This is a genomic window from Streptomyces sp. SAS_270, assembly GCF_052543295.1.
Map to the genome: position 1 here is coordinate 64,216 of NZ_JBMNDS010000032.1, position 25,917 is coordinate 90,132.

Sequence of the window (25,917 nt, forward strand, 5' to 3'; positions counted from 1 at the left end):
ACCTGTTGTACCGTTCACTCATGCCAGAAGCAGCTTCCGTACAGGTCGCACGGGCCACGATCGGCGACAGCGAGTTCGACCGCGACACCGCGCTCACCCGCCGCGAGCCGGGCGTCTACGACATCGACCTCTCCGCCGGGTGGACGATCATCAGCGCTGTGAACGGCGGATATCTGCTCGCCGTCCTGGGCCGCGCCCTCTCGGACGCGCTGCCGCACGCCGACCCGTTCACCATCTCCGCGCACTACCTGACCGCGTCCCAGCCGGGCCCGGCCGTCGTGCGCACCGACGTCGTACGGACCGGCCGCACCCTGTCGACCGGCCAGGCCTCCCTGTTCCAGTACGACGACCAGGGCCGCGAGGTCGAGCGGATCCGCGTGCTCGCCTCCTACGGCGACCTCGACACGCTGCCCGACGACGTCCGTACGACGGCGAAGCCCCCCGCGTTCCCGCCCATGGACCAGTGCTTCGGGCCCGCGGACGGCCCGGCTCCGGTCGACGGCAGCTCGGCCATCGCCGACCGGCTGATGCTCAAGCTCGACCCGTCGACCCTGGGCTGGGCCCTCGGTGCGCCGTCCGGCAAGGGCGAGATGCGCGCCTGGTTCGGCCTCGCCGACGGCCGCGACCCGGACCCGCTCTCGCTGCTCCTCGCGGTGGACGCGCTGCCGCCGACCGCCTTCGAGATCGGTATCTCCGGCTGGGTGCCGACCGTCGAGCTGACGGTGCACGTGCGCTCGCGCCCGGCGCCGGGCCCGCTGCGCGTGTCCATCACCACCCGCAATCTCGCCGGCGGCTTCCTGGAGGAGGACGCCGAGGTCTGGGACAGCGCGGACCGACTGGTCGCACAGTCCCGCCAGCTCGCCCGGGTGCGGCTCGGCTGACCCCTGGTGGTCTCCTCGGAGGCCGGCACGCACCGTATTTGCCCGGCCTCCCCGCGCGGCGGAATCCTGGTGCCGTGAAGTCCGACCGCCTGCTCTCGATCCTCCTGCTGCTGCAGACCCGCGGCCGCGTCCCGGCCCGTGAACTCGCCGGCCGCCTGGAGGTGTCGGTGCGCACCATCTACCGCGACATCGAGGCACTGTCGGCCGCAGGGGTCCCGGTGTACGCCGAGCGCGGGCGGCACGGCGGCATCGAGCTGCTCGCCGGATTCCGTACGGACGTCACGGGGCTGACCGCCGACGAGTCCCGCGCCCTGTTCATCCTGGCCGCACAGGGCGCGCACGCCGCCCTCGGCCTGGACGCCGCGCTCGGCTCTGCGCTGCGCAAGGTGATGGCCGCGCTGCCGGCCCCGCACCGGCCGGCCGCGGAGGCCACCAGCCGTCGCGTCCTCGTCGACGCGACCCGCTGGAAGGGCGGACCGCAGCCCGCCGTCGACCTGGAGGCGCTCCAGGACGCGGTGTTCGCCGACCGTCGCGTGCGGCTGCGCTACCGGCACAGCGGCCGGAAGGCGCCGAGCACCTACACCGTCGACCCGTACGGGCTCGTCTCCAAGGCGGGCGTCTGGTACCTCGTCGCCGACCGGCGCGCCACCCCGCAGCTCTTCCGCGCCGACCGGGTCCGCTCGGCGACCCTCCTCCCCGACCCCGTGGAGCGGCGCCCGGGGGTCGAACTCGCCGACGCCTGGGAGGTGCTGAGGCGCCAGGTGGAGCAGCGGCCGGGCGGAATCGATGTCACGGTTCGGGTACAGCGCTCCCGTCTCGACCTGTTCCTGCGGCTCACCGCTTCCGCCCTCGGGGAACCGCCCGAGGACGACGGCGAGAGCGAGTGGGTGACCGCCCGGCTGTCCTACGGCGACGTCCGCGAGGCCCGCTCCCTGCTGGTCTTCGTCGACGGGCTGGAGGTGATCTCGCCTCCCGAGGTGCGCGCGGAACTGGCCGGGGGAGCCGCCGCCATCGCTGCCCGCTATGCGGACGAATCGCCCTCGGGCGCGGCCCGTTGATCCACAGCAAGCCACAGGAACGGCACAGCGGGCCCCTACGTGGATCTGGTCCTCTGGCCCCCGACTGAACCACCGGTTCCCGTGACTTGACTGGGAGTTACCCACATGAAGCGTCGCGCACGACTCGTCCCCGTCGTCGCCCTGCTCGCCCTGACGCCCCTGCTGGCGGCGTGCGGCTCGGGCGACTCGTCGTCCTCGAACAGCGGCAACTCCGGCGCGCAGAACTGCCAGGCGCCCTCCGGCATGCCGAGTGGCGGTGCGTCCGGTCGGCCCAGTGGCGCTCCCTCGGGGATGCCGTCCGGGGCACCCTCGGGCGCGGCCGGCGGCAAGGCCCCGTCGGGAGCGCCCTCGGGTATGCCGTCGGGCAGGCCCAGCGGCGGCCCCGGCGGAGGTGGCCAGGGTGGCGGCTGCGGCGGCGGCCCGGGCGGGCAGCAAAGTCAGGGACAGCAAAGTCAGGGACAGCAGGGTCAGGGGCAGCAGGTGCAGGGCTGACTCGGGTCCTGAACCCGGCGGTACGTGGGCGGCGCGCTCGGTGAACGGGCGCGCCGTTCCGCTGTGTCCGGGCTATCCCAGCCAGTGCCGGCGGCCGGTGCTGATCAGCAGCATCTGGCGGCTCGCCACGCGGGCCACCCGGTCCCGCTCCTCCTCCGGGCCCTCCAGCGCCTCCAGGAACAGCGAGGCCGTCATCAGCATCTGGTCGACGTACAGGCCGGAGAGCATCAGCAGATCGCTGTCGCTCCACCCCTCGGACTCGGGGTGTTTGGCCAGCTCGACCTTGACCTCCTCGGCGAACCGCGCCAGTTGGTCGCTGATCGCCGTCCGCACCGGCTGGACGCCGCCGTGCCGCTCCCGCGCGATGAACCGGACGTGCGCGGGGTACGTCCGGACGTGGCGGTCGATCAGGTCGACCGCGCGCGCTATGCGTTCACTGCTGTCGTCGGCCGCGGACACCGTCTCGCCGATCATCAGGTGCAGACTGCCGAGGGCCTCCTCGACGAGCGCCACGCCCAGATCGGCCGTCGAGCGGAAGTGCCGGTAGAAGGCGGTCGGCGCGACCCCGACCGCCCGGGTGACCTCGCGCAGGCCCAGGCTGCTGAGGCTCTGCTCCTCCAGCAGCTCCAACGCGGCGTCCAGGAGCGCCTGTCGGGTCTTCTGCTTCTGGGCCTGTCGGATGCCGAGGGTGTGACTCATGCCATGCAGTTAACAACTGTTCTCTGTAATTGGAAAGCCGAAGGACGCGCTAGACTCATAAGTCAGTGAACAAGTGTTACTACAACCGTTCACTGAAACGTCAGGTTCCCGAAACATTCGGGGGCCGGACCCGAGACTTCAACGAGAGGCATCCGATGCTGGTCCTCGTAGCCGCCCTTCTGCTGATGGGCGTAGTCATGGGCACCGTGGCCCATGCGCCGCTCTCCATCACCCTGGTCGCCGCCGCCGTCATCGGCGTCTGGCTGGCCGTCTTCGCACTGCGCGAGCGGCTCGCCCGCCGTCGCCACACCTCGACCAACTGACTGTCGGGAGCCGACACATCATGGAACTCACCGCCACCCCCACCGCCACCGCAGAGCGCCGGACCGGCACGAAGGACGCCGACGGCATGGCCGTCGCCTCCTTCATCCTCGGCCTGCTCGGCCTCCTGGTCCTCAACCTCTTCCTCGGCCCCATCGCGATCGCCCTGGCCGGCGTCGCCCTCTGGCGCGGCACCGCCCGCCGCGGCCGTGCCCTCCTCGGCCTCACCCTGGGCTTCGCCGACCTCATCGTCCTGGTCAGCGTCATGCACTTCGACAACACGGTGTCCTGGAGCTTCTAGCGGCACCTGCTGTGGGCAGTCCTTCCGGCAGAGCGGAACGGGTTGCCGGTGCGTCGCGCAACGGTCCGGCCCCGGCGCGGGCCAGGCGCACGACGAACCCCGGTTGCGGACGAGGCCGACGCACACCCGTGGGGGGCCGAGGCAGTGGACAGCGGGCCCGTAGAATCGGGCCCATCATGGCTTACCTCGACCACGCCGCGACCACGCCCATGCTCCCCGAGGCGGCAGAGGCACTGACCGCCCAACTGGGAGTCACGGGCAACGCCTCCTCGCTGCACGCGTCCGGCCGCCGCGCTCGCCGCACGGTCGAGGAGTCCCGGGAAACCCTGGCGGACGCCCTCGCCGCGCGCCCCAGCGAGGTGGTCTTCACCGCCGGCGGCACCGAGGCCGACAACCTCGCGGTGAAGGGCCTGTACTGGGCCCGCCGCGACGCCGACCCGGCCCGCACCCGCGTCCTCGCGAGCCCTGTCGAGCACCACGCCGTCCTCGACTCCGTGCACTGGCTCGGCGAGCACGAGGGCGCCACGATCGAGTACCTCCCGGTCGACGCGTACGGCAGGGTCCACCCGGACGCCCTGCGCGAGGCCATCGCCCGCAACCCCGACGACGTGGCCCTCGCCACCGTCATGTGGGCGAACAACGAGATCGGCACGGTCATGCCGGTCCGCGAACTGGCCGAGGCGGCCGCCGAGTTCGGCGTCCCGCTGCACGCCGACGCCGTCCAGGCCTTCGGCCAGGTCCCCGTCGACTTCGGCGCCTCCGGCCTCGCCGCGATGACGGTGTCCGGCCACAAGATCGGCGGTCCGTACGGGATCGGCGCGCTGCTCCTGGGCCGCGAGTACAGCCCCGTACCCGTACTGCACGGCGGCGGCCAGGAGCGGCATGTGCGCTCCGGCACCCTCGACGCGCCCGCGATCGCATCTTTCGCCGTCGCCGGGCGGCTCGCCGCCGAGCAGCGCGAGTGGTTCGCCCGGGAGATCGGCGCGCTGCGGGACGACCTGATCACGGCGGTCCGCAAGGCCGTGCCCGACGCGATCCTCGGCGGCGACCCCGCTCCCGGCGGCCGCCTCCCGGCCAACGCGCACTTCACGTTCCCCGGCTGCGAGGGCGACTCGCTCCTGCTGCTGCTGGACGCGCAGGGCATCGAGTGCTCCACGGGCTCCGCCTGCACCGCGGGCGTGGCCCAGCCCAGCCACGTCCTGCTCGCCACCGGCACCGACCCCGACCTGGCCCGCGGCACCCTCCGCTTCTCCTTCGGCCACACCTCCACGGAGGCGGACGTCGAGGCGGTGGCCAGGGCGATCGGCCCGGCGGTGGAACGCGCCCGCACGGCGGGGCTCACCTAGGACCTGTCCCCGGCGGGCACGGCAGCCGTACGAACCGGCGGGTCACGCCTTCGCCGTACGCGCCTGCCGTACGAGCCGTATGTACCGGTCCCAGTCCCAGTGCGGGCCGGGGTCCGTGTGGTCCGTACCCGGCACCTCCACGTGCCCGATGATGTGCTTACGGTCCACGGGGATGCCGTACCGCCCGCAGATCCCGGCGGTCAGCCGCGCCGAGGCCGTGTACATGGCGTCGGTGAAGTCCTTGGGCCGGTCCACGAAACCCTCGTGCTCTATGCCGACGCTCCGCTCGTTGTACTCACGGTTGCCCGCGTGGAACGCCACGTCCAGTTCGCGGATCATCTGTGTGATGTGGCCGTCCTTGCCCACGATGTAGTGCGCCGCCGCCCCGTGCGCCGGGTCCTTGAACACCTTCACCGCGCTCTTCAGGCTGCCCTGGGTGACATGGATGACCACGCGGTCTATGTCGTAGTCGTCGGGCCGGTCGGCCCGCCGCCAGTTCGCCGACGACGCCGCCACCCACCGGGCACCCCGGAAGTCGACCGCGCCCGCCACCCGCGGCTTCTGCACGCCGGGCAGCCGCCACCACAGGTGCGCCAGCTCGTCGCGCGCCAGCGCCGCGGTGCCCAGCGCGGCCGCGGCCCCGCCGATGAGCAGTGACCGGCGCCCGATGCGCCGGTCGGAGTCCCCTCCCCGGCTGCTCTTCTGCTTTCCCGTCTTCGCCCCCATACGATCTTCAACGGATACTCGCGGGTTCCGGTTCCCGCCGCCCCGTACCCTGAAGGGGTTATGACTGACACCTCGCAGCGCCCCCGCCCCCGCTCCCGTTCCCTCCGGGTACTGGCCGCCATGTCCGGCGGCGTGGACTCAGCCGTCGCCGCCGCCCGCGCGGCGGAAGCCGGCCACGACGTGACGGGCGTGCACCTCGCCCTGTCCGCGAACCCGCAATCGTTCCGCACGGGCGCGCGAGGCTGTTGCACCATCGAGGACTCGCGCGACGCCCGCCGCGCCGCGGACATCATCGGCATCCCGTTCTACGTGTGGGACCTCGCCGAGCGCTTCCGCGAGGACGTCGTCGAGGACTTCATCGCCGAGTACGAGGCCGGCCGCACCCCCAACCCGTGCCTGCGCTGCAACGAGAAGATCAAGTTCGCGGCCCTGCTCGACAAGGCCCTCGCGCTCGGCTTCGACGCGGTCTGCACCGGCCACTACGCGCAGGTGACCGTGAACGAGGACGGCACGCGCGAACTGCACCGCGCCTCCGACATGGCCAAGGACCAGTCGTACGTCCTCGGCGTCCTCGACGACCGCCAGCTCGCCCACGCGATGTTCCCCCTCGGCGACACCCTCACCACGAAGGACGAGATCCGCGCGGAGGCGGAGCGCCGCGGCCTCGCCGTCGCCAAGAAGCCGGACTCGCACGACATCTGCTTCATCGCCGACGGCGACACCCAGGGCTTCCTCGCCGACCGGCTGGGCAAGGCGGAGGGCGACATCGTCGACGAGTCCGGCTCGAAGATCGGCACCCACGAGGGCGCGTTCGGCTTCACCATCGGCCAGCGCAAGGGGCTGCGCATCGGCACCCCGGCCGCCGACGGCAAGCCGCGCTACGTCCTGGACATCTCCCCGGTGAACAACACGGTGACGGTCGGCCCAGTGGACGCCCTGGACGTCACCGCCCTGACGGCGATCAAGCCCCGCTGGTGCGGCGCCGCCCCGACGGGCCCCGGCACCTACACGGCCCAGCTGCGCGCCCACGGCGGCGAGACCGAGGTGACCGCCGAACCGGTCGACGGCACCCTCCGGGTCACCTTCACCGAGCCGGTCCGCGGCGTGGCCCCCGGCCAGGCCGTCGTCCTCTACGACGGCACACGCGTGGTCGGCTCGGCGACGATCGCGACGACCACGCGCGCGACGGCGGCTGTCTGACGTCAGGGGTCCGGCGTCAGCGGTCCGGCGTCAGCGTTCCGAGGTCGGTTCACTTCTGCTTCGTCAGTCGACTTCTACTTCGTAGAAGCAGAGGTGGTCCTTTATCTCGGCCACGTCCGGCTTCGGGTCGGGGTAGAACCACACCAGGTCCGCCGCGTCCGGCACGGACCAGTACGACGCCGTGCCCTTGAACGGGCAGTACGTGTGGGTCTCGGACGGGGTCAGCAGGTCGAGGCGTACGTCCTGCGGCGGGATGTAGTAGCGCACGGGACTGCCCGTCTCGCGCAGCACCAGGGGCCGGTCGCTCTCCGCCAGGAGCTGGTCGCCGTGCAGCACGCGCACGTGGTCGTCGGTCCGCTCGATCGTGATCGTGTGTCCATCAGCCATACCGGGACAGCACGCGCGGGGCCCGGGTTCTTCCCGCGTACGGTGATCGCATGAACATCTGCGTCTTCCTCTCGGCCGCCGACCTCGACATCCGCTACACGACTCCCGCGCGGGAGTTCGCCGAACTCCTCGGCAAGGGCGGCCACACCCTGGTGTGGGGCGGCTCCGACGTCGGTCTGATGAAGGTCGTCGCCGACGGTGTACAGGAGGCGGGCGGACGGCTGGTGGGCGTGTCGGTCGACTTCCTGGCCGCCAAGGCCCGGCCGGGCGCCGACGAGATGGTGATCGCCCGCGACCTCGCCGAACGCAAGGCGCTGCTCCTGGAGAAGGCCGACGCCGTCGTGATCATGGTGGGTGGCACCGGGACGCTCGACGAGGCGACCGAGATCCTGGAGCTGAAGAAGCACGGCCACACCGACATGCCGGTGGTGCTGCTGAACACCGAGGGCTTCTACGACGGGCTCAAGGAGCAGTTCCGGCGCATGGAGGACGAGGGCTTCCTGCCGCGGCCGCTCACCGATCTGGTGTTCTTCGCCGAGGAGCCCGTGGGTGCGCTGGCCTACCTTGAGGAGAGCCAGGGCACCCGCTGATGCGAGCATGGCGGGCATGGCTACACATCTGATCACCGGGGCAGGCTCCGGCATCGGCGCGGCCGTCGCCCGCCGTCTGCACGCGCGCGGGGACGAACTCGTGCTGCACGCGCGCGACGTGGGCCGCGCGAAGGAACTGGCCGCCGAGTTCCCGGGGTCGAGGACCCTGGTGGGCGATCTGGCGGACCCGGACAAGCTCTCCTGGGCGTTCTCCCACCAGTCCCTGCCCGACCGCGTCGACTCCCTGATGCACATCGCGGGCGTGGTCGACCTCGGCCCGGTCGGCGAGCTGACCCCCAAGGCCTGGCGCCACCAGCTCAACGTCAACCTGATCGCCCCCGCCGAGCTGACCCGCCACTTCCTGCCCCAACTCCGGCTCGTCCAGGGCCACGTGCTGTTCGTGAACTCGGGCGCCGGTCTGAACGCCCACGCCGACTGGTCCGCGTACGCCGCCTCCAAGCACGGCCTGAAGGCCCTCGCCGACTCCCTGCGCCACGAGGAGCACCCGAACGGCGTCCGTGTCACCTCGGTCTACCCCGGCCGCACAGCGAGCCCCATGCAGGCCAAGGTCCACCAGCAGGAGGGCAAGGAGTACGACGCCTCGAAGTGGATCGACCCCGAGTCCGTCGCGACGACGATCCTGATGGCCCTCGACCTGCCGCGCGACGCCGAGGTCAACGACCTGACGGTGCGACCGGGACGGTGACCCTGGAGTGGATGGACGCCGCGACGGGCGGTGAGGAGATCCGCCGCTGGCTTGACGAGGTCTGGAGCCGCACCGAGGCAGCGGTGATCCTCCAGGGCGGGGAGGACGGCGGCCCGCTCGCGGGACGCCCCCTCCTGGGCGACGTCTTCGACCCGGACGACCTCGCGGAACTCCGCACCCTCACCACCGGCGGCGACTTCATGAACGACATCTGCCGCTGCCACGGCAGCCTGACGGTCGCCCTGCTCGACGCCGACGGCGAGTTCATCGCGAGCGGCAGCTACCACGGCCGCAGCGACATCGCCTGGGAGCGCGGCCGCTTCGGCAACAACCTGGAGGTCGCCGACCCCGAGCGGCTGCTCGACGTCCTGGAACGCCATGTGGGGCGGTCGTTGAGACCACCCTCGTAGAGTTCCGTAGGCTTCCGGGGTGAGCGAAGACAGCAGGTTCAGGTTCGGGGCCGCCACCGGGGTCGGCTCCCTGCCCGGTGGCGACGCGCGGGAGGCCGCGAAGACCGCCACCGGGTCCTTCGAGGACTTCCCGTTTCTTCCCGAGCTGCCCGCCCGCGGGCCCGGGGCCGACATGATCGGGCGGACCGCGGGGATGCTCGTCGAGCTGTACGCGCGCGTGGAGCCCAGCGGATGGCGGGTGGGGGACCGGCCGGGGCGGGACACCAAGAGGGCCCGCTCCTGGCTCGGCGAGGACCTCGACGCCCTGGAGGAGTTCACCCAGGGCTACGAAGGGCCGCTCAAGGTGCAGGTGGTCGGGCCGTGGACGCTGGCCGCCGCTCTGGAACTGCGCAACGGCGAGGTGATGCTGTCGGACGCCGGCGCCTGCCGGGACCTCGCCGGATCGCTCGCCGAGGGGCTGCGCCTCCACCTCGAAGAGGTACGGCGACGCGTCCCCGGTGCCCAACTCGTCCTGCAGCTCGACGAGCCCTCGCTGATCGCCGTCCTGCGCGGCCAGGTGAAGAGCGCGAGCGGATACCGCACGCACCGGGCCGTCGACCGGCAGGTCGTGGAGGCCACGCTCCGGGACGTCGTCGGGGTTCACGTCGACGGGCCCGTCGTGGTCCACTCGTGCGCACCGGACGTCCCGTTCGCCCTGCTGCGCCGGGCGGGCGCGGACGCGATCTCCTTCGACTTCTCGCTCCTCACCGAGCGTGACGACGACGCGATCGGAGAGGCCGTGGAGGGAGGCACCCGGCTGTTCGCCGGTGTCGTGCCGGGCACCGACGGCCCGTTGTCGGACCCTGCCGGTAGCGTCATGGGTGTCAGGACGCTGTGGCGCAGGCTGGGGCTGCATCCGGGGCTTCTCACGGAGACGGTCACGATCACGCCGTCGTGCGGACTCGCGGGGGCCTCCCCGCAGTACGCGCGCTCGGCGCTCGCCCACTGCGTCCGGGCGGCGAGATCCCTCGCGGACAACCCAGAGTAACGGGAGGACAACACGGTGGCCGGCGACAAGCAAGCGGAGACGACGGTGCCCGCCGAGGCACGGGAGAAGCACGCGCAGCTCGCTGAGCAGATCGAGGAGCACCGCTTCCGGTACTACGTGAAGGACGCTCCCGTCGTCAGCGACGCGGAGTTCGACACGCTCCTGCGCTCCCTGGAGGCATGCGAGGAGCAGTACCCCGAGCTGCGCACCCCCGACTCGCCGACCCAGAAGGTCGCGGGGGCGTACGAGACGGAGTTCACCTCCGTCCAGCACCGTCAGCGCATGCTCTCGCTCGACAACGCCTTCGAGGACCTGGGGCTCGCGGCCTGGGCCGACCGGGTCGCCAAGGACGTCGGCACCTCCGCGTACCACTTCCTGTGCGAGCTGAAGGTCGACGGCCTCGCCGTCAACCTCACCTACGAGCACGGCCGTCTCACCCGCGCGGCGACCCGCGGCGACGGCCGCACGGGCGAGGACATCACGCCCAACGTCCGCACGATCGCGGAGATCCCGGACCGTCTGACGTCCGGCGAGCACATCCCCGACCTCGTGGAGATCCGCGGCGAGGTCTATTTCCCGATGGAGAAGTTCGAGGAGCTCAACGCCCGCCTGGTCGAGGCCGGGGACAAGCCCTTCGCCAACCCGCGCAACGCGGCGGCGGGTTCGCTGCGCCAGAAGGACCCGCGCGTCACGGCCGGCCGGCCACTGCACATGGTCGTCCACGGCATCGGAGCCCTGGAGGGCTTCGACGGCATGACCCGCCTCTCCGAGGCGTACGACCTCCTGAAGGCCTGGGGTCTGCCGACGGCCAAACACAACAAGGTGGTCGACGACCTCGACGGCGTACGGGAGTTCATCGCCCACTTCGGCGAGAACCGCCACTCCGTGGAGCACGAGATCGACGGCGTGGTCGTGAAGCTCGACGAGATCCCCCTGCAGGGGCGCCTCGGCTCGACCTCGCGGGCCCCGCGCTGGGCGATCGCCTGGAAGTACGCGCCGGAGGAGGTCAACACCAAGCTCGTCAACATCCGTGTCGGGGTGGGCCGCACCGGCCGCGTCACGCCGTACGCCCAGGTCGAACCGGTCACGGTCGCCGGCTCCGAGGTCGAGTTCGCGACCCTGCACAACCAGGACGTGGTCAAGGCCAAGGGCGTCCTGATCGGGGACACGGTGGTGCTGCGCAAGGCCGGCGAGGTCATTCCGGAGATCCTCGGCCCGGTCGCCGACCTGCGGGACGGCAGCGAGCGGGAGTTCGTGATGCCCGCCGAGTGCCCCGAGTGCGGCACACCGCTGGCGCCGTCGAAGGAGGGCGACGTCGACCTGCGCTGCCCCAACGGCCGGAGCTGCCCGGCCCAGTTGCGCGAGCGGCTCTTCTACCTGGCCGGGCGCAAGTGCCTGGACATCGAGAACTTCGGATACGTCGCCGCCGCGGCCCTCACCAAGCCGCTGGAGCCCGCCCAGCCGCCGCTGGGGGACGAGGGCGACCTCTTCGACCTCACCATCGAGCAACTGCTGCCCATCAAGGCCTATGTCCTCGACCAGGACAGCGGGCTGCCCAAGCGTGACCCGGAGACCGGCGAGGAGAAGATCGCCACCGTCTTCGCCAACCAGGAGGGCGGCCCGAAGAAGAACGCGCTTGCCATGCTGGAGAACATCGCGGCCGCCAAGGAGCGCCCGCTCGCCCGCGTCCTCACCGGGCTGTCGATCCGCCATGTCGGTCCGGTCGCCGCCGAGGCACTGGCCCGCGAGTTCCGCTCGATCGACCGCATCCAGGAGGCCACGGAGGCGGAACTCACCGCGGTGGACGGGGTCGGCGGGATCGTCGCGGCCTCACTCAAGGAGTGGTTCGCGGTCGACTGGCACCAGGAGATCCTCCGCAAGTGGCGGGCCGCCGGAGTCCGGCTGGAGGAGGAGCACTCCGGCGAGGACGAGGGGCCGCGTCCGCTCGAAGGGCTCACCCTCGTGGTCACCGGCACCCTGGAGCACTTCACACGGGACGGTGCGAAGGACGCCCTGCAGAGCCAGGGAGCAAAAGTGACCGGTTCTGTTTCCAAGAAGACGTCTTTCGTCGTTGTGGGTGACAATCCGGGTTCGAAGTTCGACAAGGCAATGCAACTCAAGGTTCCGGTTCTGAACGAGGACGGCTTCGTCGTCCTGCTCGAACAAGGGCCTGAGGCGGCGGCGGACGTCGCACTTCCGGTCGCGGAGTAGCGGTTGAAGGCCACCCGTTCGGCGCATATCAGATGCATACGGGTGGCCGGGTCGCATTCGGGCAACCGTGGGCGACCGCTGCCCGTGGAAGCCTTCTGCGGCCTACTGTTGAGATGTGCGCCTGCCGTGCCCGGCTGCGGTTGGCGCACTCCCTGCTCTTCACGAGCCAGGGGAAGGGTTTTCCGGCACGGTGCCTGCGGCGGTTGTCGCAGGCATCGGGCTGCAGGGCGCGGGCACCGCCGGCTGTGAGAGGGACGGGAATGGAACCGACCGAGAGCGCCGCTCCGGATTCACGGCTGCGCCTGAGCCGGGTGACCGGCGCATGGCTGGACAGCCGCCGGACAGCGCGGTCTTCGGAGCGCCCCGGCACCGGCGCGCACGACTCCGCCCCCCTCACCCACGAGCGCGGCTCGGGCCTGCCCGACCACGACCCGGACCGGCACACCTCCTGGCCCGCGCTCCCCGGGGCGGTCGTCGCGGCCGCCGGGTTCGTCCTCGGTGCCGGGTTCTACCGGGCGTTCGCCGGAGACCACGCGCTCTTCCCGGCGGGAGCGGCGGGCTGGTCGCTGGCCCTGCTGACCGGCATCATCGTGGGCCATCTGGTGGCGCTCGGCCGCGCCCGCTGGTGGGGCGGCACGGGCTCCGGCGCCGCCCTCACCCTCGCGGTCCTGCTGCTCTACGGCTGGGTGCCGGCCGGAATGGTCAGCCTCACCGTCGTCGTGCTGGTCGCCACGGCCCGGCGCAACCGCCGGCGCCAAGGGGTGCTGCACGGCGCGGTCGACATCCTCGGCATCGGCGCCGGAGCACTGGTGCTGGCCGCCTTCGGACGGGTGCCGTCCGTCGAGGCGCCCTGGAACCCGCAGAGCTGGGACGTCTACGCGGCACCCCAGGTCATGCTGGTCGCCATCGCCTACCTCGCGGTCACTCGCACCCTGCTCTGGTACCTGCACGCGCCGCGCTCCGGCGGGCTGCCGACCGTCGCCCGCACCGCCCTGGTCAGACAGGGGCTCGTCGCGGTCGCCCTGCTCGGCATCGCACCGCTGATCTGCGTGGTCGCCGTCGCCCTGCCGGTGCTGCTGCCGCTCTTCTCGATTCCGCTGATCGCCCTCGACTCCACCCTGTGGATCGCTCGCGCCCGGGCCGAGGAGCAGTTGCGCGACCGGCTCACCGGACTGCCCAACCGGCAGTGGCTGCTGGAGCGGACCTGGACGGCTCTGGACGATGCCGAACGAATCGGTGCGCGTTCCGCCCTGGTGCTGATCGACCTCGACCGATTCCGTTCCGTCAATGACACGTTGGGGCACCTTGCCGGGGACCGGCTGCTGTTGCAGATAGCGGACCGGCTGCGGCTGGCGCTGCCGCGCGGGGCGGAGGCCGCGCGGCTCGGCGGTGACGAGTTCGCGGTGTTACTGCCGGTCGCCGATTCCACGACATCGGCGACCCGGGTCGCCCGCAACCTGGTGGCCGCCCTTGGCTCGCCGCTCGACCTCGACGGACTCACCCTCGTCCTGGAGGCCAGCGCCGGGCTCGCCGTCTTCCCCGACCACGCGCTCGACGCGGAGGGGCTGCTGCGGCGCGCGGACGTCGCGATGTACCAGGCCAAGCGGGACCGTACGGGCGTAGAGGTGTACGAGTCCAAGCGGGACTCCAACACCCCGGACCGCCTCGGGCTGCTGGGGGATCTGCGCCGGGCCCTGGACGCCGGCGACGTCGAACTGCACTACCAGCCGAAGGTCCGCTTCGACGGACAGGTGGCCGGGCTCGAAGCGCTGGTGCGGTGGGTGCACCCCGAGCGCGGCAGGGTGGCGCCGGACGAGTTCATAGCCATCGCCGAGTCCTCCGGGCTGATGCCGCACCTCACGGAGTACGTGCTGGAGACGGCGCTCGCGCAGGTCGCGCGCTGGCGGGCGCAGGGACTGCACGTGCCGGTCGCCGTGAACGTGTCCCCCCGCGACGTGCACACCCCCGGCTTCGCCGGAGCCGTCGCCGCCCGGCTGGCCCGGCACGGCGTCCCCGCCGGGTCGCTGCAGCTGGAGATAACCGAGCACGTCCTGCTGGAGGACCCGCAGCGGGCCGCGGACACCCTGGCCGGGCTGACCGGGCACGGCGTGAAGATGTCGCTCGACGACTTCGGTACCGGGTACTCCTCGCTGGTGCATCTGCGGCGGCTGCCCGTCAGCGAGCTGAAGATCGACCGGTCCTTCGTGGCCCGGCTCGCCGTGGACAACGAGGACGCGGAGATCGTGCGCTGCACCGTCGACCTCGCGCACTCGCTCGGACTGCTGGTGGTCGCCGAGGGCGTCGAGGACGACGAGACGTGGGAGCGGCTGCGGGATCTGGGGTGCGACGCGGTGCAGGGGTGGCTCGTCGCCGCGGCGATGCCGCCCGACGAGGCCACGGCGTGGCTGCTGGCGCGGGGGTCTCGGGGGTGGCAGCGGCCGGCAGCCGCACTTCCTGCGGCTGCCGCGGACGAATAATCCGGCCTTCGGCCGGGATCGTTCCCCGTCCACGCACCGCCCGTGACTGTCGCCTCGAGACGTACAGCTCTCCTGTGGGGGCTCGCCACCGTCGGCGGCCGACCCTCCGTGCAGCGCGCTCCGAACCAAACCCGTGCGCGGGCACCCGTGCCCGCCCCATAGGATTGGGCCCAAACCACACACACTCACCCCAGAGGATCGCTGCATGCCTGGCATCACGCGCGAGGAGGTCGCCCACCTCGCACGGCTGGCGCGTCTGGAGCTGAAGGGCGAAGAGCTCGACCACTTCGCCGGCCAGCTCGACGACATCATCGGCGCGGTCGCCCGCGTCAGCGAGGTCGCCGACCAAGACGTACCGCCGACCTCTCATCCGCTGCCGCTGACGAACGTCATGCGCGCGGACGAGGTCCGTCCGTCGCTCACCCCCGAGCAGGCGCTCTCCGGCGCCCCGGCCCAGGAGCAGCAGCGTTTCAAGGTGCCGCAGATCCTGGGGGAGGACTAATCACCATGACGGACACCAACGTCAACATCATCAGGCTCACGGCAGCCGAGATCGCCGCGAAGGTCGCCTCCGGCGAACTCACCGCCGTCGAGGTCACCGAGGCCCACCTCGCCCGCATCGACGCCGTGGACGAGAAGGTGCACGCCTTCCTGCACGTCGACCGGGAAGGTGCCCTCGCGCAGGCCCGCTCCGTCGACGCGAAGCGCGAGCGCGGCGAGCTGCTCGGCCCGCTCGCCGGCGTGCCGCTGGCGCTCAAGGACATCTTCACCACCGAGGGGATCCCGACCACCGTCGGATCCAAGATCCTCGAGGGCTGGATCCCGCCGTACGACGCGACCGTCACCAAGAGGCTGAAGGCCGCCGACGTCGTCATCCTCGGCAAGACCAACATGGACGAGTTCGCCATGGGGTCCTCCACCGAGAACAGCGCGTACGGGCCGACCGGCAACCCGTGGGACCTCACCCGCATCCCCGGTGGCTCCGGCGGTGGATCGAGCGCCGCGCTCGCCTCCTTCGAGGCGCCGCTCGCCATCGGCACCGACACCGGCGGTTCCATCCGCCAGCCCGCCGCCGTCACCGGCACGGTCGGCGTCAAGCCGACGTACGGCGGTGTGTCGCGCTACGGCATGGTGGCGTTCTCGTCCTCCCTCGACCAGGGCGGCCCCTGCGCCCGTACGGTCCTGGACGCGGCCCTCCTGCACGAGGTCATCGCCGGACACGACCCGCTGGACTCCACGTCCATCGACGCGCCGGTCCCGCCGGTCGTCGAGGCCGCCCGCAACGGCAGCGTGGCCGGTATGCGCGTCGGTGTGGTCAAGCAGTTCCGCGGCGAGGGCTACCAGGCCGGTGTCGTGCAGCGGTTCGACGAGGCCGTCGCGCTCCTCAAGGAGCTGGGCGCCGAGATCGTCGAGCTGGACTGCCCGTCCTTCGACCTCGCGCTGGCCGCGTACTACCTGATCGCGCCGAGCGAGTGTTCCAGCAACCTCGCCCGCTTCGACGCGATGCGCTACGGCCTCCGCGTCGGCGACGACGGCACGAAGTCGGCGGAGGACGTCACCTCCCTCACCCGTGAGGCGGGCTTCGGCCCCGAGGTCAAGCGCCGCATCATGCTCGGCACGTACGCCCTGTCGAGCGGCTACTACGACGCGTACTACGGCAGTGCCCAGAAGGTCCGTACGCTCATCACGCGCGACTTCGAGAAGTCGTTCGAGCAGGTGGACGTGATCGTCTCCCCGACCACGCCCACCACCGCCTTCCCGATCGGCGAGCGCGCCGACGACCCGATGGCGATGTACCTCGCGGACCTGTGCACCATCCCGACCAACCTCGCGGGCAACGCGGCCATGTCGCTGCCCTGCGGTCTCGCGCCGGAGGACAACCTTCCGGTCGGGCTGCAGATCATCGCCCCCGCGATGAAGGACGACCGCCTCTACAAGGTAGGCGCTGCTGTCGAGGCCGCCTTCGTGGAAAGGTGGGGCCACCCGCTGATCGAGGAGGCTCCGTCGCTGTGAGCGCACTGACCAAGGCCAAGGGCTTCAAGAAGTCCAAGTCCGGCACGTACCTGTCCATCGCCACCACCGCGTTCGGTGCCGTCAGCGTCGCCAAGCAGGCCAAGAAGGCCCGCTCGGAGAGCGACACGCTGCGGCTGATCGACGCGGCCGTGTCCGCCGCCGCCATCGTCACCGGCCTCGCCATCCTCTACCGGGAGCTCAAGCGCCTGGGCGACGACGACGTCCTGCTGGGCTGAGAGGGAAGCTTCACCGTGACCACCACGACCGACGAGCTGCTGTCGTACGAGGACGCGCTGGCGTCGTACGACCCCGTCATGGGCCTCGAAGTCCATGTCGAGCTCGGCACCAGGACCAAGATGTTCTGCGGCTGTTCGACCGAGCTGGGCGCCGAGCCCAACTCGCAGACCTGCCCCACCTGCCTCGGCATGCCCGGCGCGCTGCCCGTCGTCAACGCGATCGGCATCGAGTCCGCCATCAAGATCGGCCTCGCGCTGCACTGCGAGATCGCCGAGTGGTGCCGCTTCGCCCGGAAGAACTACTTCTATCCGGACATGCCGAAGAACTTCCAGACCTCCCAGTACGACGAGCCGATCGCCTTCAACGGCTATCTGGACGTCCAGATGGAGGACGGCGAGGTCTTCCGCGTGGAGATCGAGCGCGCCCACATGGAGGAGGACACCGGCAAGTCGATGCACGTCGGTGGCGCGACGGGCCGTATCCACGGCGCCTCGCACTCCCTGCTCGACTACAACCGCGCGGGCATCCCCCTCATCGAGATCGTCACCAAGCCGATCGAGGGTGCGGGCGAGCGCGCTCCCGAGGTCGCCAAGGCGTACGTCGCCGAGCTGCGCGAGCTCATCAAGGCGCTCGGCGTCTCGGAGGCCCGTATGGAGATGGGCCAGATGCGCTGCGACGTGAACCTGTCGCTGCGCCCGCACGGCCGCGAGAAGTTCGGCACGCGCAGCGAGACCAAGAACGTCAACTCGCTTCGCTCCGTGGAGCGTGCGGCCCGCTTCGAGATCCAGCGGCACGCCGCGGTCCTCAGCTCCGGCGGCACGATCATCCAGGAGACCCGCCACTTCCACGAGGACACCGGGTCCACCACCTCGGGCCGCGTGAAGGAGGAGGCCGAGGACTACCGGTACTTCCCGGAGCCCGACCTCGTTCCGGTGGCGCCGTCGCGCGACTGGGTCGAGGAGCTGCGTGCCGGGCTGCCCGAGCAGCCGCTGGCCCGCCGCAACCGGCTGCGCGAGGAGTGGGGCGTGGGCGCCCACGACATGCAGTCGATCCTCAACGCCGGTGCCATCGACCCGATCGTCGCCACGATCGAGGCCGGCGCGGACGCCGCGTCCGCCCGCAAGTGGTGGATGGGTGAACTGGCCCGCAGCGCCAACGAGTCGGGCAAGCCCCTGGAGGACCTGCCGATCACCCCGGCGCAGGTCGCCCGGGTGTCGCAGCTCGTCGCCGCCGGTGACCTCAACGACAAGCTCGCCCGCCAGGTCATCGAGGGCGTCCTCGCCGGCGAGGGCACCCCGGACGAGGTCGTCGACAAGCGCGGACTGAAGGTCGTCTCGGACGAGGGCGCGCTGACCGCCGCCGTCGACGAGGCCATCGCCGGCAACCCGGGCGTCGCGGACAAGATCCGCGGCGGCAAGGTCGCCGCCGCGGGAGCCCTGGTCGGCGCGGTCATGAAGGCCACCCGCGGCCAGGCCGACGCGGCCCGCGTCAAGGAGCTCATCCTGGAGAAGCTGGGCGTCAGCGAGGGCTGACTCCGGCGTTCCTGAGGGCCCTGAGGGGTGCATCGGTTGCGATGCACCCCTCAGGCGTGTCCGGGGTGCGTGAGCGGTGCGACAGAGTCCTTTGATTTGTCCTGTGACTTGGCTCGCAGTCCTGTGAGGAAGTCCACGAAAGCGACAAAGGATCACTTCCGGCTGCAAGAGTGGTTTGGCATTGCTCATGCGTTCTTTGCGGGCTGTTCAGTTCATTGCAGACTGTTCCCGGTCAAAGATCCACAAATCCACCTGGGAGCACGTTTCGTGGCAGCCCTTGCACGCTGGTGTGTCCGGCACCGCCTCGTCGCCGTTCTGCTGTGGCTCCTCGCCTTCGGCGGCGTGAGCGCCGCCGCGGCGGTCATGGGATCCGCGTACTCGAACGACTACGAGGCGCCGGGCACCGAGTCGGGCCGCGCCACCCAGCTCCTCCAGGACGGCTTCCCCGACCTCGGCGGCGACAGCGACACCGTCGTCTGGCACACCACCCCGGGCACTGTGCGCTCCGCCGACATCGAACAGACGATGACCCGGACCCTGGACAGGATCGCCGACCTCCCCGGGGTGGCCTCCGTCGTCAGCCCGTACCAGGGCTCCGGCGCGAGCCAGATCAGCGGCGACGGACGTACGGCGTATGCGGTCGTGACGTTCGACGACAAGGCCGAGGACATCGACAAGGGCGAGGCCCAGGCCGTCGTCGACGCCGCCGAGTCCGCCAGGGCGGACGGGCTCCAGGTGGAGCTGGGCGGCAGCGCCATCGCGCTCACGGAGCCCTCCGGCGGGCATCTCGCCGAGGTCGTCGGCGTGGTCGTCGCCGCCGTGGTCCTCTTCCTCGCCTTCGGCTCGTTCGCCGCCTCGATGCTGCCCATCGCCACCGCGCTCATCGGCGTCGGGACGGCGTACGCGGGAATCGGGCTGCTCGGGCACGCCATGACCGTCGCCGACTTCGCGCCCATGCTCGGCATGCTGATCGGGCTCGGCGTCGGCATCGACTACGCGCTGTTCATCGTGACCCGGCACCGCAGAAGCCTCAAACGCGGCCTGTCGGTGGCCGAGGCCGCGCAGAACGCCGTCGCCACCACCGGGCGTGCCGTCGTCTTCGCGGGTGCCACCGTCTGCATCGCCCTGCTCGGCATGCTCATCCTGCGGCTCGGCTTCCTCAACGGTGTCGCGATCGCCGCCTCGCTGACCGTGGTGCTCACCGTCGCCGCCTCGGTGACCCTGCTGCCCGCCCTGCTGTCCTTCATCGGCCCGCGCGCCCTCAGCAGACGCGAGCGGCGCCGGCTGGCCGAGCACGGGCCCATGCCGGAGATCCCGACCGGGTTCGCCGCCCGCTGGTCCGCCTTCGTGGAGCGCCACCCCAAGCTGCTCGGCGCGCTCGCCGTCGTGGTCATGGCCCTGCTGGCGCTGCCCACGTTCTCGCTCCACCTCGGCACCTCCGACCAGGGCAACGATCCGAAGGCGACGACCACCCGCCAGGCCTACGACCTGCTGGCCGACGGCTTCGGCCCCGGCGTGAACGGCCCGCTCACCCTGGTCACCCACGTCGACAGCGGCGCGGACAAGCTCGCGCTCGACAACCTCGACACCACCCTGCGGGCCACCGCCGGGGTCCAGTCCGTGACTCCGGTGACGTACGACACCAGTGGGAGCACCGCGTATCTCACCGTCGTCCCGGAGTCGGCGCCGCAGTCGCAGAGGACCAGCGACCTCGTGGACCGGCTGCGCACCGAGGTGCTGCCGCGCGCCGAGGCCGACACCTCGCTCGACCTGCACGTCGGCGGTGTGACGGCGAGCTACGACGACTTCGCGGACGTCATCGTCGGCAAGCTGCCCCTCTTCGTCGGCGTCGTCATCGGCCTGGGCTGCGTCCTGCTGCTGCTCGCCTTCCGCTCCCTCGGCATCCCGCTGAAGGCCGCCGTGATGAACATCGCCGCGGTCGCCGCCGCCTTCGGTGTCGTCGTCGCGATCTTCCAGTGGGGCTGGGGGAGCGAGCTGCTCGGCCTCGGCCGCGCCGGACCGATCGAGCCGTTCCTCCCGGTGATCATGGTGTCCGTCCTCTTCGGGCTGTCCATGGACTACCAGGTCTTCCTGGTCAGTCGGATGTACGAGGAGTGGCTGGAGACCGGCGACAACCGGCGGGCGGTCCGGGTCGGCCTCGCCGAGACCAGCCGCGTGATCAACTCCGCCGCCGTGATCATGATCTCCGTCTTCCTCGCCTTCGTCCTCAGCGGCGACCGTGTGATCGCGATGTTCGGCATCGCCCTCGCCGCGGCCGTCGCCCTGGACGCCTTCGTCCTGCGGACACTCCTCGTCCCCGCCCTCATGCACCTGCTCGGCGGCGCCAACTGGTGGCTGCCCCGCTGGCTCGACCGACGTCTGCCGCGCATCAGCATCGAGCCGCCCGAGCGCCGTGCCGCACATGAGAGGCTCGCGGACGTAGCGCTGGACGTGGCGGACGTACTGGAGAAGGAGCAGCGGCAGGATGTACGCGATATCCCTGGGTGACGGCGAAGCGGAACTGCGGCCCCTGGAGCCCTGGCACGCCGAGGAGTTCCTGGCGCACCTGAACCGGGGGAGGGAGTTCATCGGGCAGTTCATCCCCTTCGGCTCCAAGGCCACGGACCTGGCCTCGGCGCGGGACACGCTCCAGCGGTACGCCGACATGCGGGCCGCGGACACCGCCTCGTACCACGGCATCTGGCTGGACGGAACGCTCGTGGGCGGGGTGCTCACGCTGAACTTCGACGCGGAGCGGGGCAACTGCGAGGTCGGGTGCTGGCTGGAGCCCGCCGCGACCGGGCGCGGGCTGATCACCCGGGCGATGCGGGTGCTCATCGACTGGGCGATCGAGGAGCGCGGCATCCACCGCGTCGAGTGGATCGCCGCCTCCGGCAACCGCCCGAGCCTGAACGTGGCCCGGCGGCTCGGCATGACCAGGGACGGCGTGCAGCGCGAGAGCCACCTCCACCAGGGCGTACGGCTCGACCTGGAGGTGTGGTCCCTGCTGGCCCCCGAGTGGCGTGCGCTGCGCGCGAGCGGCGCACACAGCGATCATTAAGGAACCTCTCAGACAGCGTCCGTACGGTGCGTCGCATGGGAACCAAGACTGTGGACGAGGCCGTGGACGCGAACGGCACCGAGGCGAAGAGCGACGAGGAAACGGCGGACGTCACCAAGGCCGACGCCACCAAGGCGGATGTCACCAAGGCCGACGCCGACGAAACGGCGGAGACCGCCGCCGCGGAGGCCTCGGCCGACATCGAGGACGAGGACGACAGCGCCGACACGGGCGACCTGACGGCGGCGGCCGAGGACGGGCCCGCCGCGGCCGTCGGCCAGGGCGCCGCGGCCGTCGTGGCGGCGGCCCTCGGCCTGGTCTCGCTGACCGGCAGCTGGCTCGGCACCGTCGCCCAGGCGCGCGACTCGCTGTACGGCCAGCTGCAGACCGCGTCGAGCGCGAGCGTCTCCACGCAGATCAAGCAGGTCTACGCCGACTCGTGGAACGCCAACGCGCTGGTCGCCGGCGCCTTCGCACTGGTGGCCCTGCTCGCCGGTGTCGCCGTGCTGGCCCGCCCGGCGTTCGGCAACCCCGAGCGGGTGCCGGCCCAGGCCCCGTGGATCAAGTCCGTCGCCTGGGCGGGCGTCGCGCTCGGCCTCGTAGGGCTGCTGCTGGCCGTCCTGAAGTACACCGACGTCCTGATGGCCATGCCGACCACCTGACCGGCGCATTCACCGACTTCTGAGGGGCCTTAGGCCCGCCGTGAGCGACTTACGGCGGGACTAAGGCCCCTGGTGCGTCCAAGGATGCGGAACTCTCCCGATGTGACGCACCCCCCTTGGAGACGAAAGTTGAGGCATCGCAACAAGCGAGGCAGAAACCGACTCTTCACGAGGGGTACGAGATGTTCGAGTACGAGCTTCACCAGACCCGGTCCGCCGATCTGCTGGCCGCGGCGCAGCACGACCGGCTGGTGCGCGAGGCGCTCCGCGCCCGGGCCGCCCGCCGCGCCGAGACCCGCGCGTCCGGGCGGGGCGAGACCTCCGCTCAGGACGACGCCGAGGGGCGGTCCCATAGCCGCCGTCCCCGGCGGCACCGGTTCGCTCGCGCGGCGTGAGCGCCGGGCCAAGGGAGGGCGGCCGTACGGGGGTCGGCCGCCCTCCACGAATTCCAGCGGCACCGGTCGTGGCTCTCCCCACGGCCGGTGCCGCTGTGTCGGACCCCTGTGCGATGCTCGGGCACGTGGAGACCAGGTCCGTCAGCCCGGTGTTCGTCGGCCGCGCCAGCGAGTTGGGCGTACTGAACGAAGCGCTCGCCCGCGCCGCCGACGGCCCCGGGGGAGAACCGCAGGCGTTGCTGCTCGGCGGCGAGGCGGGTGTCGGCAAGACCCGGCTGCTGGAGGAGTTCTCCGCCGCGGCCGCCCGCGAGGGTGCCGTCGTCGCCTGCGGCGGCTGCGTCGAGATAGGCGCCGACGGACTGCCGTTCGCGCCCTTCTCCGCCGCCCTGCGCGCCCTGCGCCGACAGCTCCCGGACGAACTCGCCCAGGCTGCCGCCGGTCAGGAGGAGGAGCTGGCCCGGCTGCTGCCCGAACTGGCCGAAGCGTCCCGCCGACCCGACAGCCGGCACGGCGAGGAGGGCATGGCCCGCCTCTTCGAACTCACCGTCCGCCTCCTGGAGCGCGTCGCCGCCGACCGCACGGTCGTCGTCGTCCTCGAAGACCTGCACTGGGCCGACGCCTCCACCCGCCACCTCCTCGCCTACCTCTTCCGTACGCTGCGCACCGGCCGACTCGTCGTCGTCGCCAGCTACCGCGCGGACGACATCCACCGCCGCCACCCGCTGCGCCCGCTGCTGGCCGAGCTGGACCGGCTGCGCACCGTCCGCCGTATCGAACTGAGCCGCCTCAGCCGCGCCGAGGTCGGCCGCCAGGTCGCCGGGATCCTCGCCCAGGAACCGGACCCGGCCCAGGTGGACGAGATCTTCGAACGCTCCGACGGCAACGCCTTCTTCGTCGAGGAACTGGCCGTCGCCGCCCACGAGGGCTGCCGCACCGGCCTGACCGACTCGCTGCGCGACCTCCTCCTGGTCCGTGTCGAGAGCGTGCCCGAGGGGGCCCAGCGGGTCGCCCGGATCGTCGCCGAGGGCGGCTCGACCGTCGAGTACGCGCTGCTCGCCGCCGTCGCCCGGCTCGCCGAGGACGACCTCATCGAGGCGCTGCGGGCCGCCGTCGGCGCCAACATCCTGCTCGCCTCGCCCGGCGGCGACGGCTACCGCTTCCGCCACTCCCTGGTCCGCGAGGCCGTCAGCGACGACCTGCTGCCCGGCGAGCGCTCCCGCCTCAACCGCCGCTACGCCGAGGCGCTGGAGGCCGACCCCGGGCTCGTACCGGCCGACGAGCGCACCACCCGCCTGGCCAGCTACTGGTACCACGCGCACGACGCCGCCAAGGCGCTGCCCGCCGTCCTCGACGCCTCCGTCGAGGCCCGCCGCCGACACGCCCACTCCGAGCAACTCCGGCTCCTGGAGCGGGCGATGGAGCTGTGGGACGTCGCCCCCGACGCCGTACGCAGCGCCCTGCGCCCCGTCGACTACGTGGAGGTCTACCCTCCCTGCGGCTGCGATCCGGCGAGCACGCCCCTGCGCTATCTCGACCTGATGGCCGAGGCCGCCGTCGCGGGCCGGCTGTGCGGGGAGCGCGAACGCGCCCTGAAGATCACCAAACGCGCGCTGCACCTCCTTCAGGAGGAGGACGATCCCCTGCGCGCCGCCTGGTTCTGGGTCCAGCGCTCCCGTCTGGTGCAGGCGCAGGCCCGCGGCGACGGCCGGCAGGAACTCGCCAGGGCCCAGGAGCTGGTCCGTGGCCTGCCGCCGTCCGAGGTGCACGCCGAGGTCCTCGCCCTGGTCGCCGGCTGGTCCTGGCTCCACGAGCCGGGCCCCGACGTCCTCTCCGACGCCCAGCGGGCCGTCGACTACGCGCGCATGGTGAACGCCGACGAGATCGAACTGACCGCGCGGCTCACCCTCGGCGGACTCATGGTCGACGCGGGTGACATCGCATCCGGTCTCGCCGAGATGTACGAGGTCAAGGACCAGGTGGCCGAGCGGCGCCTGACCGCCGTCGTGGGCCGCAGCCATGTGAACCTGCCGTCCGTGCTCGAAGGCATCGGCCGCTCCACGGAAGCGATCGACATCCTGGGCGAGGGCCTGCGCCTGACCCAGGAGACGGGTCTGCTCGACTCCGAGGCCTGGGTATGGCTCAACCTCGCCAAGTCGCTGTTCTCGCTGGGGCGTTGGGACGAGTCCCGGGAGGCCGCGGTGAAGGCCCAGACGATCGGCGAGGGCGCCAAGCCGCGCGGCGGCGGTTCCACCCAGTTCGCCCGACTCGCGCTCGCCCGCGGCGACATCGCCGAGGCGGTCCGCCAACTGGACGCGGCCCGCGTCCACTTCGGCACCCACGACCCCATGCACCAGCACAACCTGCCCATGACCCAGGTCGCCATCGGTATCGCCGTCGCCGAAGGCCGTCTCCTCGACGCCCGCGCCGAACTCGACCACGCCCTCGGCGCCGGCTTCCCGCCCGGCACCCAGCGCTACGCCTGGGCGGTGCTGCTCGCCGCTGCCTCCGCGGAGGCCGACGCCCGCGGCCTGCCGGTCGCCGAACAGGGCCGCGCCTCGGTCGTCGAACGCATCCGCAAGGCCGCCCGGTCACTCGCGACCGGGGCGCCACTCTGGCAGGCGTACGAACTGTGGGTCCGCGTCGAACTCCGGCGCGCCGAGGGCCGCCGCATCCCGGACGAGTGGTGGGAGGTGGCGGCCGCCTTCGAGTCCCTGGAGCGCCCCTACGACCTCGCACGCGTCCGGTACCGCCTCGCCGAGGCCCTGCTCGCGGCGGACGCCGGCGACGAGGAGCGCGCCCGCGCCACGGAACTGCTCCGGCTGTCCCTGGCCGTGGCCGAGCACCTCGGTGCCCGCCCGCTCGCCGAGGCCGTGGCGCTGCTCGCCCGGCGCGCCCGCCTCACCCTGGACCACGCGCCCGGAGAGCCCGCCCCGGCCGTCGCCGACCCGGCCAGGGCGCTGGGCCTCACCACCCGCGAGCGTGACGTCCTGCGTCTCGTCGCGGCCGGCCGCAGCAACCGCGGGATCGCCGAGGAACTCTTCATCTCCCCGAAGACCGCGAGCGTCCACGTGTCGAACATTCTCGCCAAGCTCGGCGTCTCAGGTAGGGGCGAGGCGGCGGCGCTGGCACACCGGCTGCGGCTGTTCCCGCCCGAGACCTCCGCCGCGCAGGCGGTGGGGTGAGGC

25 protein-coding genes are annotated in these 25,917 nt (G+C 71.8%); 22 read left to right on the forward strand and 3 right to left on the reverse strand.

Translation table 11 applies throughout. The features are described 5' to 3' along the window. Positions 1-20: 20 nt before the first annotated feature. The 3 genes from ACN6LB_RS21860 to ACN6LB_RS21870 all read left to right on the forward strand — a co-directional run bounded on the left by ACN6LB_RS21860 (position 21) and on the right by ACN6LB_RS21870 (position 2,431). Complete coding sequence (locus ACN6LB_RS21860; RefSeq protein ID WP_356134039.1) at positions 21-881, forward strand: thioesterase family protein; 861 nt, start codon at positions 21-23, stop codon at positions 879-881. Positions 882-955: 74 nt separating this feature from the next. Next, entirely contained in the window at positions 956-1,939 is a 984-nt protein-coding gene (locus ACN6LB_RS21865; protein WP_356134037.1) for a helix-turn-helix transcriptional regulator, read from the forward strand. 105 nt (positions 1,940-2,044) lie between these two features. After that, the gene (locus tag ACN6LB_RS21870; protein WP_445027384.1) at positions 2,045-2,431 is read left to right on the forward strand and encodes a hypothetical protein; all 387 of its coding nucleotides are present in this window, start codon (positions 2,045-2,047) and stop codon (positions 2,429-2,431) included. 72 nt (positions 2,432-2,503) lie between these two features. Here the strand turns inward: ACN6LB_RS21870 and ACN6LB_RS21875 are convergent, their stop codons facing one another. After that, a complete protein-coding gene (locus ACN6LB_RS21875; protein WP_445027385.1) occupies positions 2,504-3,130 on the reverse strand; it encodes a TetR family transcriptional regulator in 627 nt (208 codons plus the stop codon). Between the two features lie 155 nt (positions 3,131-3,285). Here ACN6LB_RS21875 and ACN6LB_RS21880 point away from each other — a divergent pair, with 155 nt between their 5' ends. The 3 genes from ACN6LB_RS21880 (at position 3,286) to ACN6LB_RS21890 (ending at position 5,098) form a co-directional block, all read left to right on the forward strand. Beyond that, the gene (locus ACN6LB_RS21880; protein ID WP_356134031.1) at positions 3,286-3,453 is read left to right on the forward strand and encodes a hypothetical protein; all 168 of its coding nucleotides are present in this window, start codon (positions 3,286-3,288) and stop codon (positions 3,451-3,453) included. Positions 3,454-3,473: 20 nt separating this feature from the next. Continuing rightward, positions 3,474-3,752 (forward strand): DUF4190 domain-containing protein, encoded by a 279-nt coding sequence (locus tag ACN6LB_RS21885; protein WP_445027386.1) that lies wholly within the window; start codon positions 3,474-3,476, stop codon positions 3,750-3,752. A 176-nt stretch (positions 3,753-3,928) separates the two neighbouring features. Continuing rightward, positions 3,929-5,098: a cysteine desulfurase family protein gene (locus ACN6LB_RS21890; RefSeq protein WP_445027387.1), complete on the forward strand. Its 1,170-nt coding sequence runs from the start codon at positions 3,929-3,931 to the stop codon at positions 5,096-5,098. A gap of 42 nt (positions 5,099-5,140) precedes the next feature. On the opposite strand, the gene ACN6LB_RS21895 is transcribed toward ACN6LB_RS21890, so the two are convergent. Next, positions 5,141-5,824, reverse strand: a complete 684-nt coding sequence (locus ACN6LB_RS21895) for an N-acetylmuramoyl-L-alanine amidase (protein WP_445027388.1) — start codon at positions 5,822-5,824, stop codon at positions 5,141-5,143. A gap of 60 nt (positions 5,825-5,884) precedes the next feature. On the opposite strand from ACN6LB_RS21895, the gene mnmA reads away from it, so the two are divergent. Further along, complete coding sequence (gene mnmA / locus ACN6LB_RS21900) at positions 5,885-7,024, forward strand: tRNA 2-thiouridine(34) synthase MnmA (RefSeq protein WP_445027389.1); 1,140 nt, start codon at positions 5,885-5,887, stop codon at positions 7,022-7,024. A 63-nt stretch (positions 7,025-7,087) separates the two neighbouring features. On the opposite strand, the gene ACN6LB_RS21905 is transcribed toward mnmA, so the two are convergent. Then, positions 7,088-7,411: a DUF427 domain-containing protein gene (locus ACN6LB_RS21905; RefSeq protein WP_445027390.1), complete on the reverse strand. Its 324-nt coding sequence runs from the start codon at positions 7,409-7,411 to the stop codon at positions 7,088-7,090. 50 nt (positions 7,412-7,461) lie between these two features. Here ACN6LB_RS21905 and ACN6LB_RS21910 point away from each other — a divergent pair, with 50 nt between their 5' ends. From ACN6LB_RS21910 to ACN6LB_RS21980, 15 genes are all read left to right on the forward strand, one after another. Further along, positions 7,462-8,001 carry an LOG family protein gene (locus ACN6LB_RS21910; RefSeq protein ID WP_445027391.1) on the forward strand — a complete coding sequence of 180 codons (540 nt, stop codon included), beginning with the start codon at positions 7,462-7,464 and terminating at the stop codon, positions 7,999-8,001. Positions 8,002-8,008: 7 nt separating this feature from the next. Beyond that, positions 8,009-8,707 (forward strand): SDR family oxidoreductase, encoded by a 699-nt coding sequence (locus ACN6LB_RS21915; protein WP_445027392.1) that lies wholly within the window; start codon positions 8,009-8,011, stop codon positions 8,705-8,707. Between the two features lie 11 nt (positions 8,708-8,718). Next, positions 8,719-9,117: a hypothetical protein gene (locus ACN6LB_RS21920; RefSeq protein WP_445027393.1), complete on the forward strand. Its 399-nt coding sequence runs from the start codon at positions 8,719-8,721 to the stop codon at positions 9,115-9,117. A 19-nt stretch (positions 9,118-9,136) separates the two neighbouring features. Next, on the forward strand, positions 9,137-10,144 hold the full coding sequence (locus tag ACN6LB_RS21925) for a methionine synthase (RefSeq protein WP_445027394.1): 1,008 nt from the start codon (positions 9,137-9,139) through the stop codon (positions 10,142-10,144). 15 nt (positions 10,145-10,159) lie between these two features. Continuing rightward, positions 10,160-12,355 (forward strand): NAD-dependent DNA ligase LigA, encoded by a 2,196-nt coding sequence (gene ligA, locus ACN6LB_RS21930; protein ID WP_445027395.1) that lies wholly within the window; start codon positions 10,160-10,162, stop codon positions 12,353-12,355. 260 nt (positions 12,356-12,615) lie between these two features. Continuing rightward, complete coding sequence (locus ACN6LB_RS21935) at positions 12,616-14,832, forward strand: putative bifunctional diguanylate cyclase/phosphodiesterase (protein WP_445027396.1); 2,217 nt, start codon at positions 12,616-12,618, stop codon at positions 14,830-14,832. 205 nt (positions 14,833-15,037) lie between these two features. Beyond that, the gene (gatC, locus tag ACN6LB_RS21940; RefSeq protein WP_015036350.1) at positions 15,038-15,334 is read left to right on the forward strand and encodes an Asp-tRNA(Asn)/Glu-tRNA(Gln) amidotransferase subunit GatC; all 297 of its coding nucleotides are present in this window, start codon (positions 15,038-15,040) and stop codon (positions 15,332-15,334) included. Positions 15,335-15,339: 5 nt separating this feature from the next. Continuing rightward, complete coding sequence (gatA, locus tag ACN6LB_RS21945) at positions 15,340-16,845, forward strand: Asp-tRNA(Asn)/Glu-tRNA(Gln) amidotransferase subunit GatA (protein WP_356134007.1); 1,506 nt, start codon at positions 15,340-15,342, stop codon at positions 16,843-16,845. Continuing rightward, a complete protein-coding gene (locus ACN6LB_RS21950; RefSeq protein WP_356134005.1) occupies positions 16,842-17,081 on the forward strand; it encodes a hypothetical protein in 240 nt (79 codons plus the stop codon). Before gatA ends, ACN6LB_RS21950 begins: the two co-directional genes overlap by 4 nt. A gap of 15 nt (positions 17,082-17,096) precedes the next feature. Continuing rightward, the gene (gatB, locus tag ACN6LB_RS21955) at positions 17,097-18,614 is read left to right on the forward strand and encodes an Asp-tRNA(Asn)/Glu-tRNA(Gln) amidotransferase subunit GatB (RefSeq protein ID WP_356134003.1); all 1,518 of its coding nucleotides are present in this window, start codon (positions 17,097-17,099) and stop codon (positions 18,612-18,614) included. Between the two features lie 267 nt (positions 18,615-18,881). Continuing rightward, positions 18,882-21,122, forward strand: coding sequence for an MMPL family transporter (locus ACN6LB_RS21960; RefSeq protein ID WP_445027397.1), 2,241 nt, complete (start codon positions 18,882-18,884; stop codon positions 21,120-21,122). Next, a complete protein-coding gene (locus ACN6LB_RS21965; RefSeq protein WP_356133999.1) occupies positions 21,100-21,675 on the forward strand; it encodes a GNAT family N-acetyltransferase in 576 nt (191 codons plus the stop codon). Before ACN6LB_RS21960 ends, ACN6LB_RS21965 begins: the two co-directional genes overlap by 23 nt. 35 nt (positions 21,676-21,710) lie before the next feature. Further along, complete coding sequence (locus ACN6LB_RS21970) at positions 21,711-22,337, forward strand: hypothetical protein (protein ID WP_445027398.1); 627 nt, start codon at positions 21,711-21,713, stop codon at positions 22,335-22,337. A 182-nt stretch (positions 22,338-22,519) separates the two neighbouring features. Further along, positions 22,520-22,732, forward strand: coding sequence for a hypothetical protein (locus ACN6LB_RS21975; protein ID WP_445027399.1), 213 nt, complete (start codon positions 22,520-22,522; stop codon positions 22,730-22,732). Between the two features lie 113 nt (positions 22,733-22,845). Further along, positions 22,846-25,914 carry a helix-turn-helix transcriptional regulator gene (locus tag ACN6LB_RS21980; RefSeq protein WP_445027400.1) on the forward strand — a complete coding sequence of 1,023 codons (3,069 nt, stop codon included), beginning with the start codon at positions 22,846-22,848 and terminating at the stop codon, positions 25,912-25,914. Positions 25,915-25,917: the final 3 nt, after the last annotated feature.

Excerpts from the sequence above, each read along its gene's own strand:
- ACN6LB_RS21860 (WP_356134039.1), top strand. The coding sequence starts at position 21 with ATGCCAGAAGCAGCTTCCGTACAGGTCGCACGGGCCACGATCGGCGAC.
- ACN6LB_RS21870 (WP_445027384.1), top strand. The coding sequence starts at position 2,045 with ATGAAGCGTCGCGCACGACTCGTCCCCGTCGTCGCCCTGCTCGCCCTG.
- ACN6LB_RS21875 (WP_445027385.1), bottom strand. The coding sequence starts at position 3,130 with ATGAGTCACACCCTCGGCATCCGACAGGCCCAGAAGCAGAAGACCCGA.
- ACN6LB_RS21880 (WP_356134031.1), top strand. The coding sequence starts at position 3,286 with ATGCTGGTCCTCGTAGCCGCCCTTCTGCTGATGGGCGTAGTCATGGGC.
- ACN6LB_RS21885 (WP_445027386.1), top strand. The coding sequence starts at position 3,474 with ATGGAACTCACCGCCACCCCCACCGCCACCGCAGAGCGCCGGACCGGC.
- ACN6LB_RS21890 (WP_445027387.1), top strand. The coding sequence starts at position 3,929 with ATGGCTTACCTCGACCACGCCGCGACCACGCCCATGCTCCCCGAGGCG.
- ACN6LB_RS21895 (WP_445027388.1), bottom strand. The coding sequence starts at position 5,824 with ATGGGGGCGAAGACGGGAAAGCAGAAGAGCAGCCGGGGAGGGGACTCC.
- mnmA (WP_445027389.1), top strand. The coding sequence starts at position 5,885 with ATGACTGACACCTCGCAGCGCCCCCGCCCCCGCTCCCGTTCCCTCCGG.
- ACN6LB_RS21905 (WP_445027390.1), bottom strand. The coding sequence starts at position 7,411 with ATGGCTGATGGACACACGATCACGATCGAGCGGACCGACGACCACGTG.
- ACN6LB_RS21910 (WP_445027391.1), top strand. The coding sequence starts at position 7,462 with ATGAACATCTGCGTCTTCCTCTCGGCCGCCGACCTCGACATCCGCTAC.
- ACN6LB_RS21915 (WP_445027392.1), top strand. The coding sequence starts at position 8,009 with ATGGCGGGCATGGCTACACATCTGATCACCGGGGCAGGCTCCGGCATC.
- ACN6LB_RS21920 (WP_445027393.1), top strand. The coding sequence starts at position 8,719 with ATGGACGCCGCGACGGGCGGTGAGGAGATCCGCCGCTGGCTTGACGAG.
- ACN6LB_RS21935 (WP_445027396.1), top strand. The coding sequence starts at position 12,616 with ATGGAACCGACCGAGAGCGCCGCTCCGGATTCACGGCTGCGCCTGAGC.
- gatC (WP_015036350.1), top strand. The coding sequence starts at position 15,038 with ATGCCTGGCATCACGCGCGAGGAGGTCGCCCACCTCGCACGGCTGGCG.
- gatA (WP_356134007.1), top strand. The coding sequence starts at position 15,340 with ATGACGGACACCAACGTCAACATCATCAGGCTCACGGCAGCCGAGATC.
- ACN6LB_RS21965 (WP_356133999.1), top strand. The coding sequence starts at position 21,100 with ATGTACGCGATATCCCTGGGTGACGGCGAAGCGGAACTGCGGCCCCTG.
- ACN6LB_RS21970 (WP_445027398.1), top strand. The coding sequence starts at position 21,711 with ATGGGAACCAAGACTGTGGACGAGGCCGTGGACGCGAACGGCACCGAG.
- ACN6LB_RS21975 (WP_445027399.1), top strand. The coding sequence starts at position 22,520 with ATGTTCGAGTACGAGCTTCACCAGACCCGGTCCGCCGATCTGCTGGCC.
- ACN6LB_RS21980 (WP_445027400.1), top strand. The coding sequence starts at position 22,846 with ATGCTCGGGCACGTGGAGACCAGGTCCGTCAGCCCGGTGTTCGTCGGC.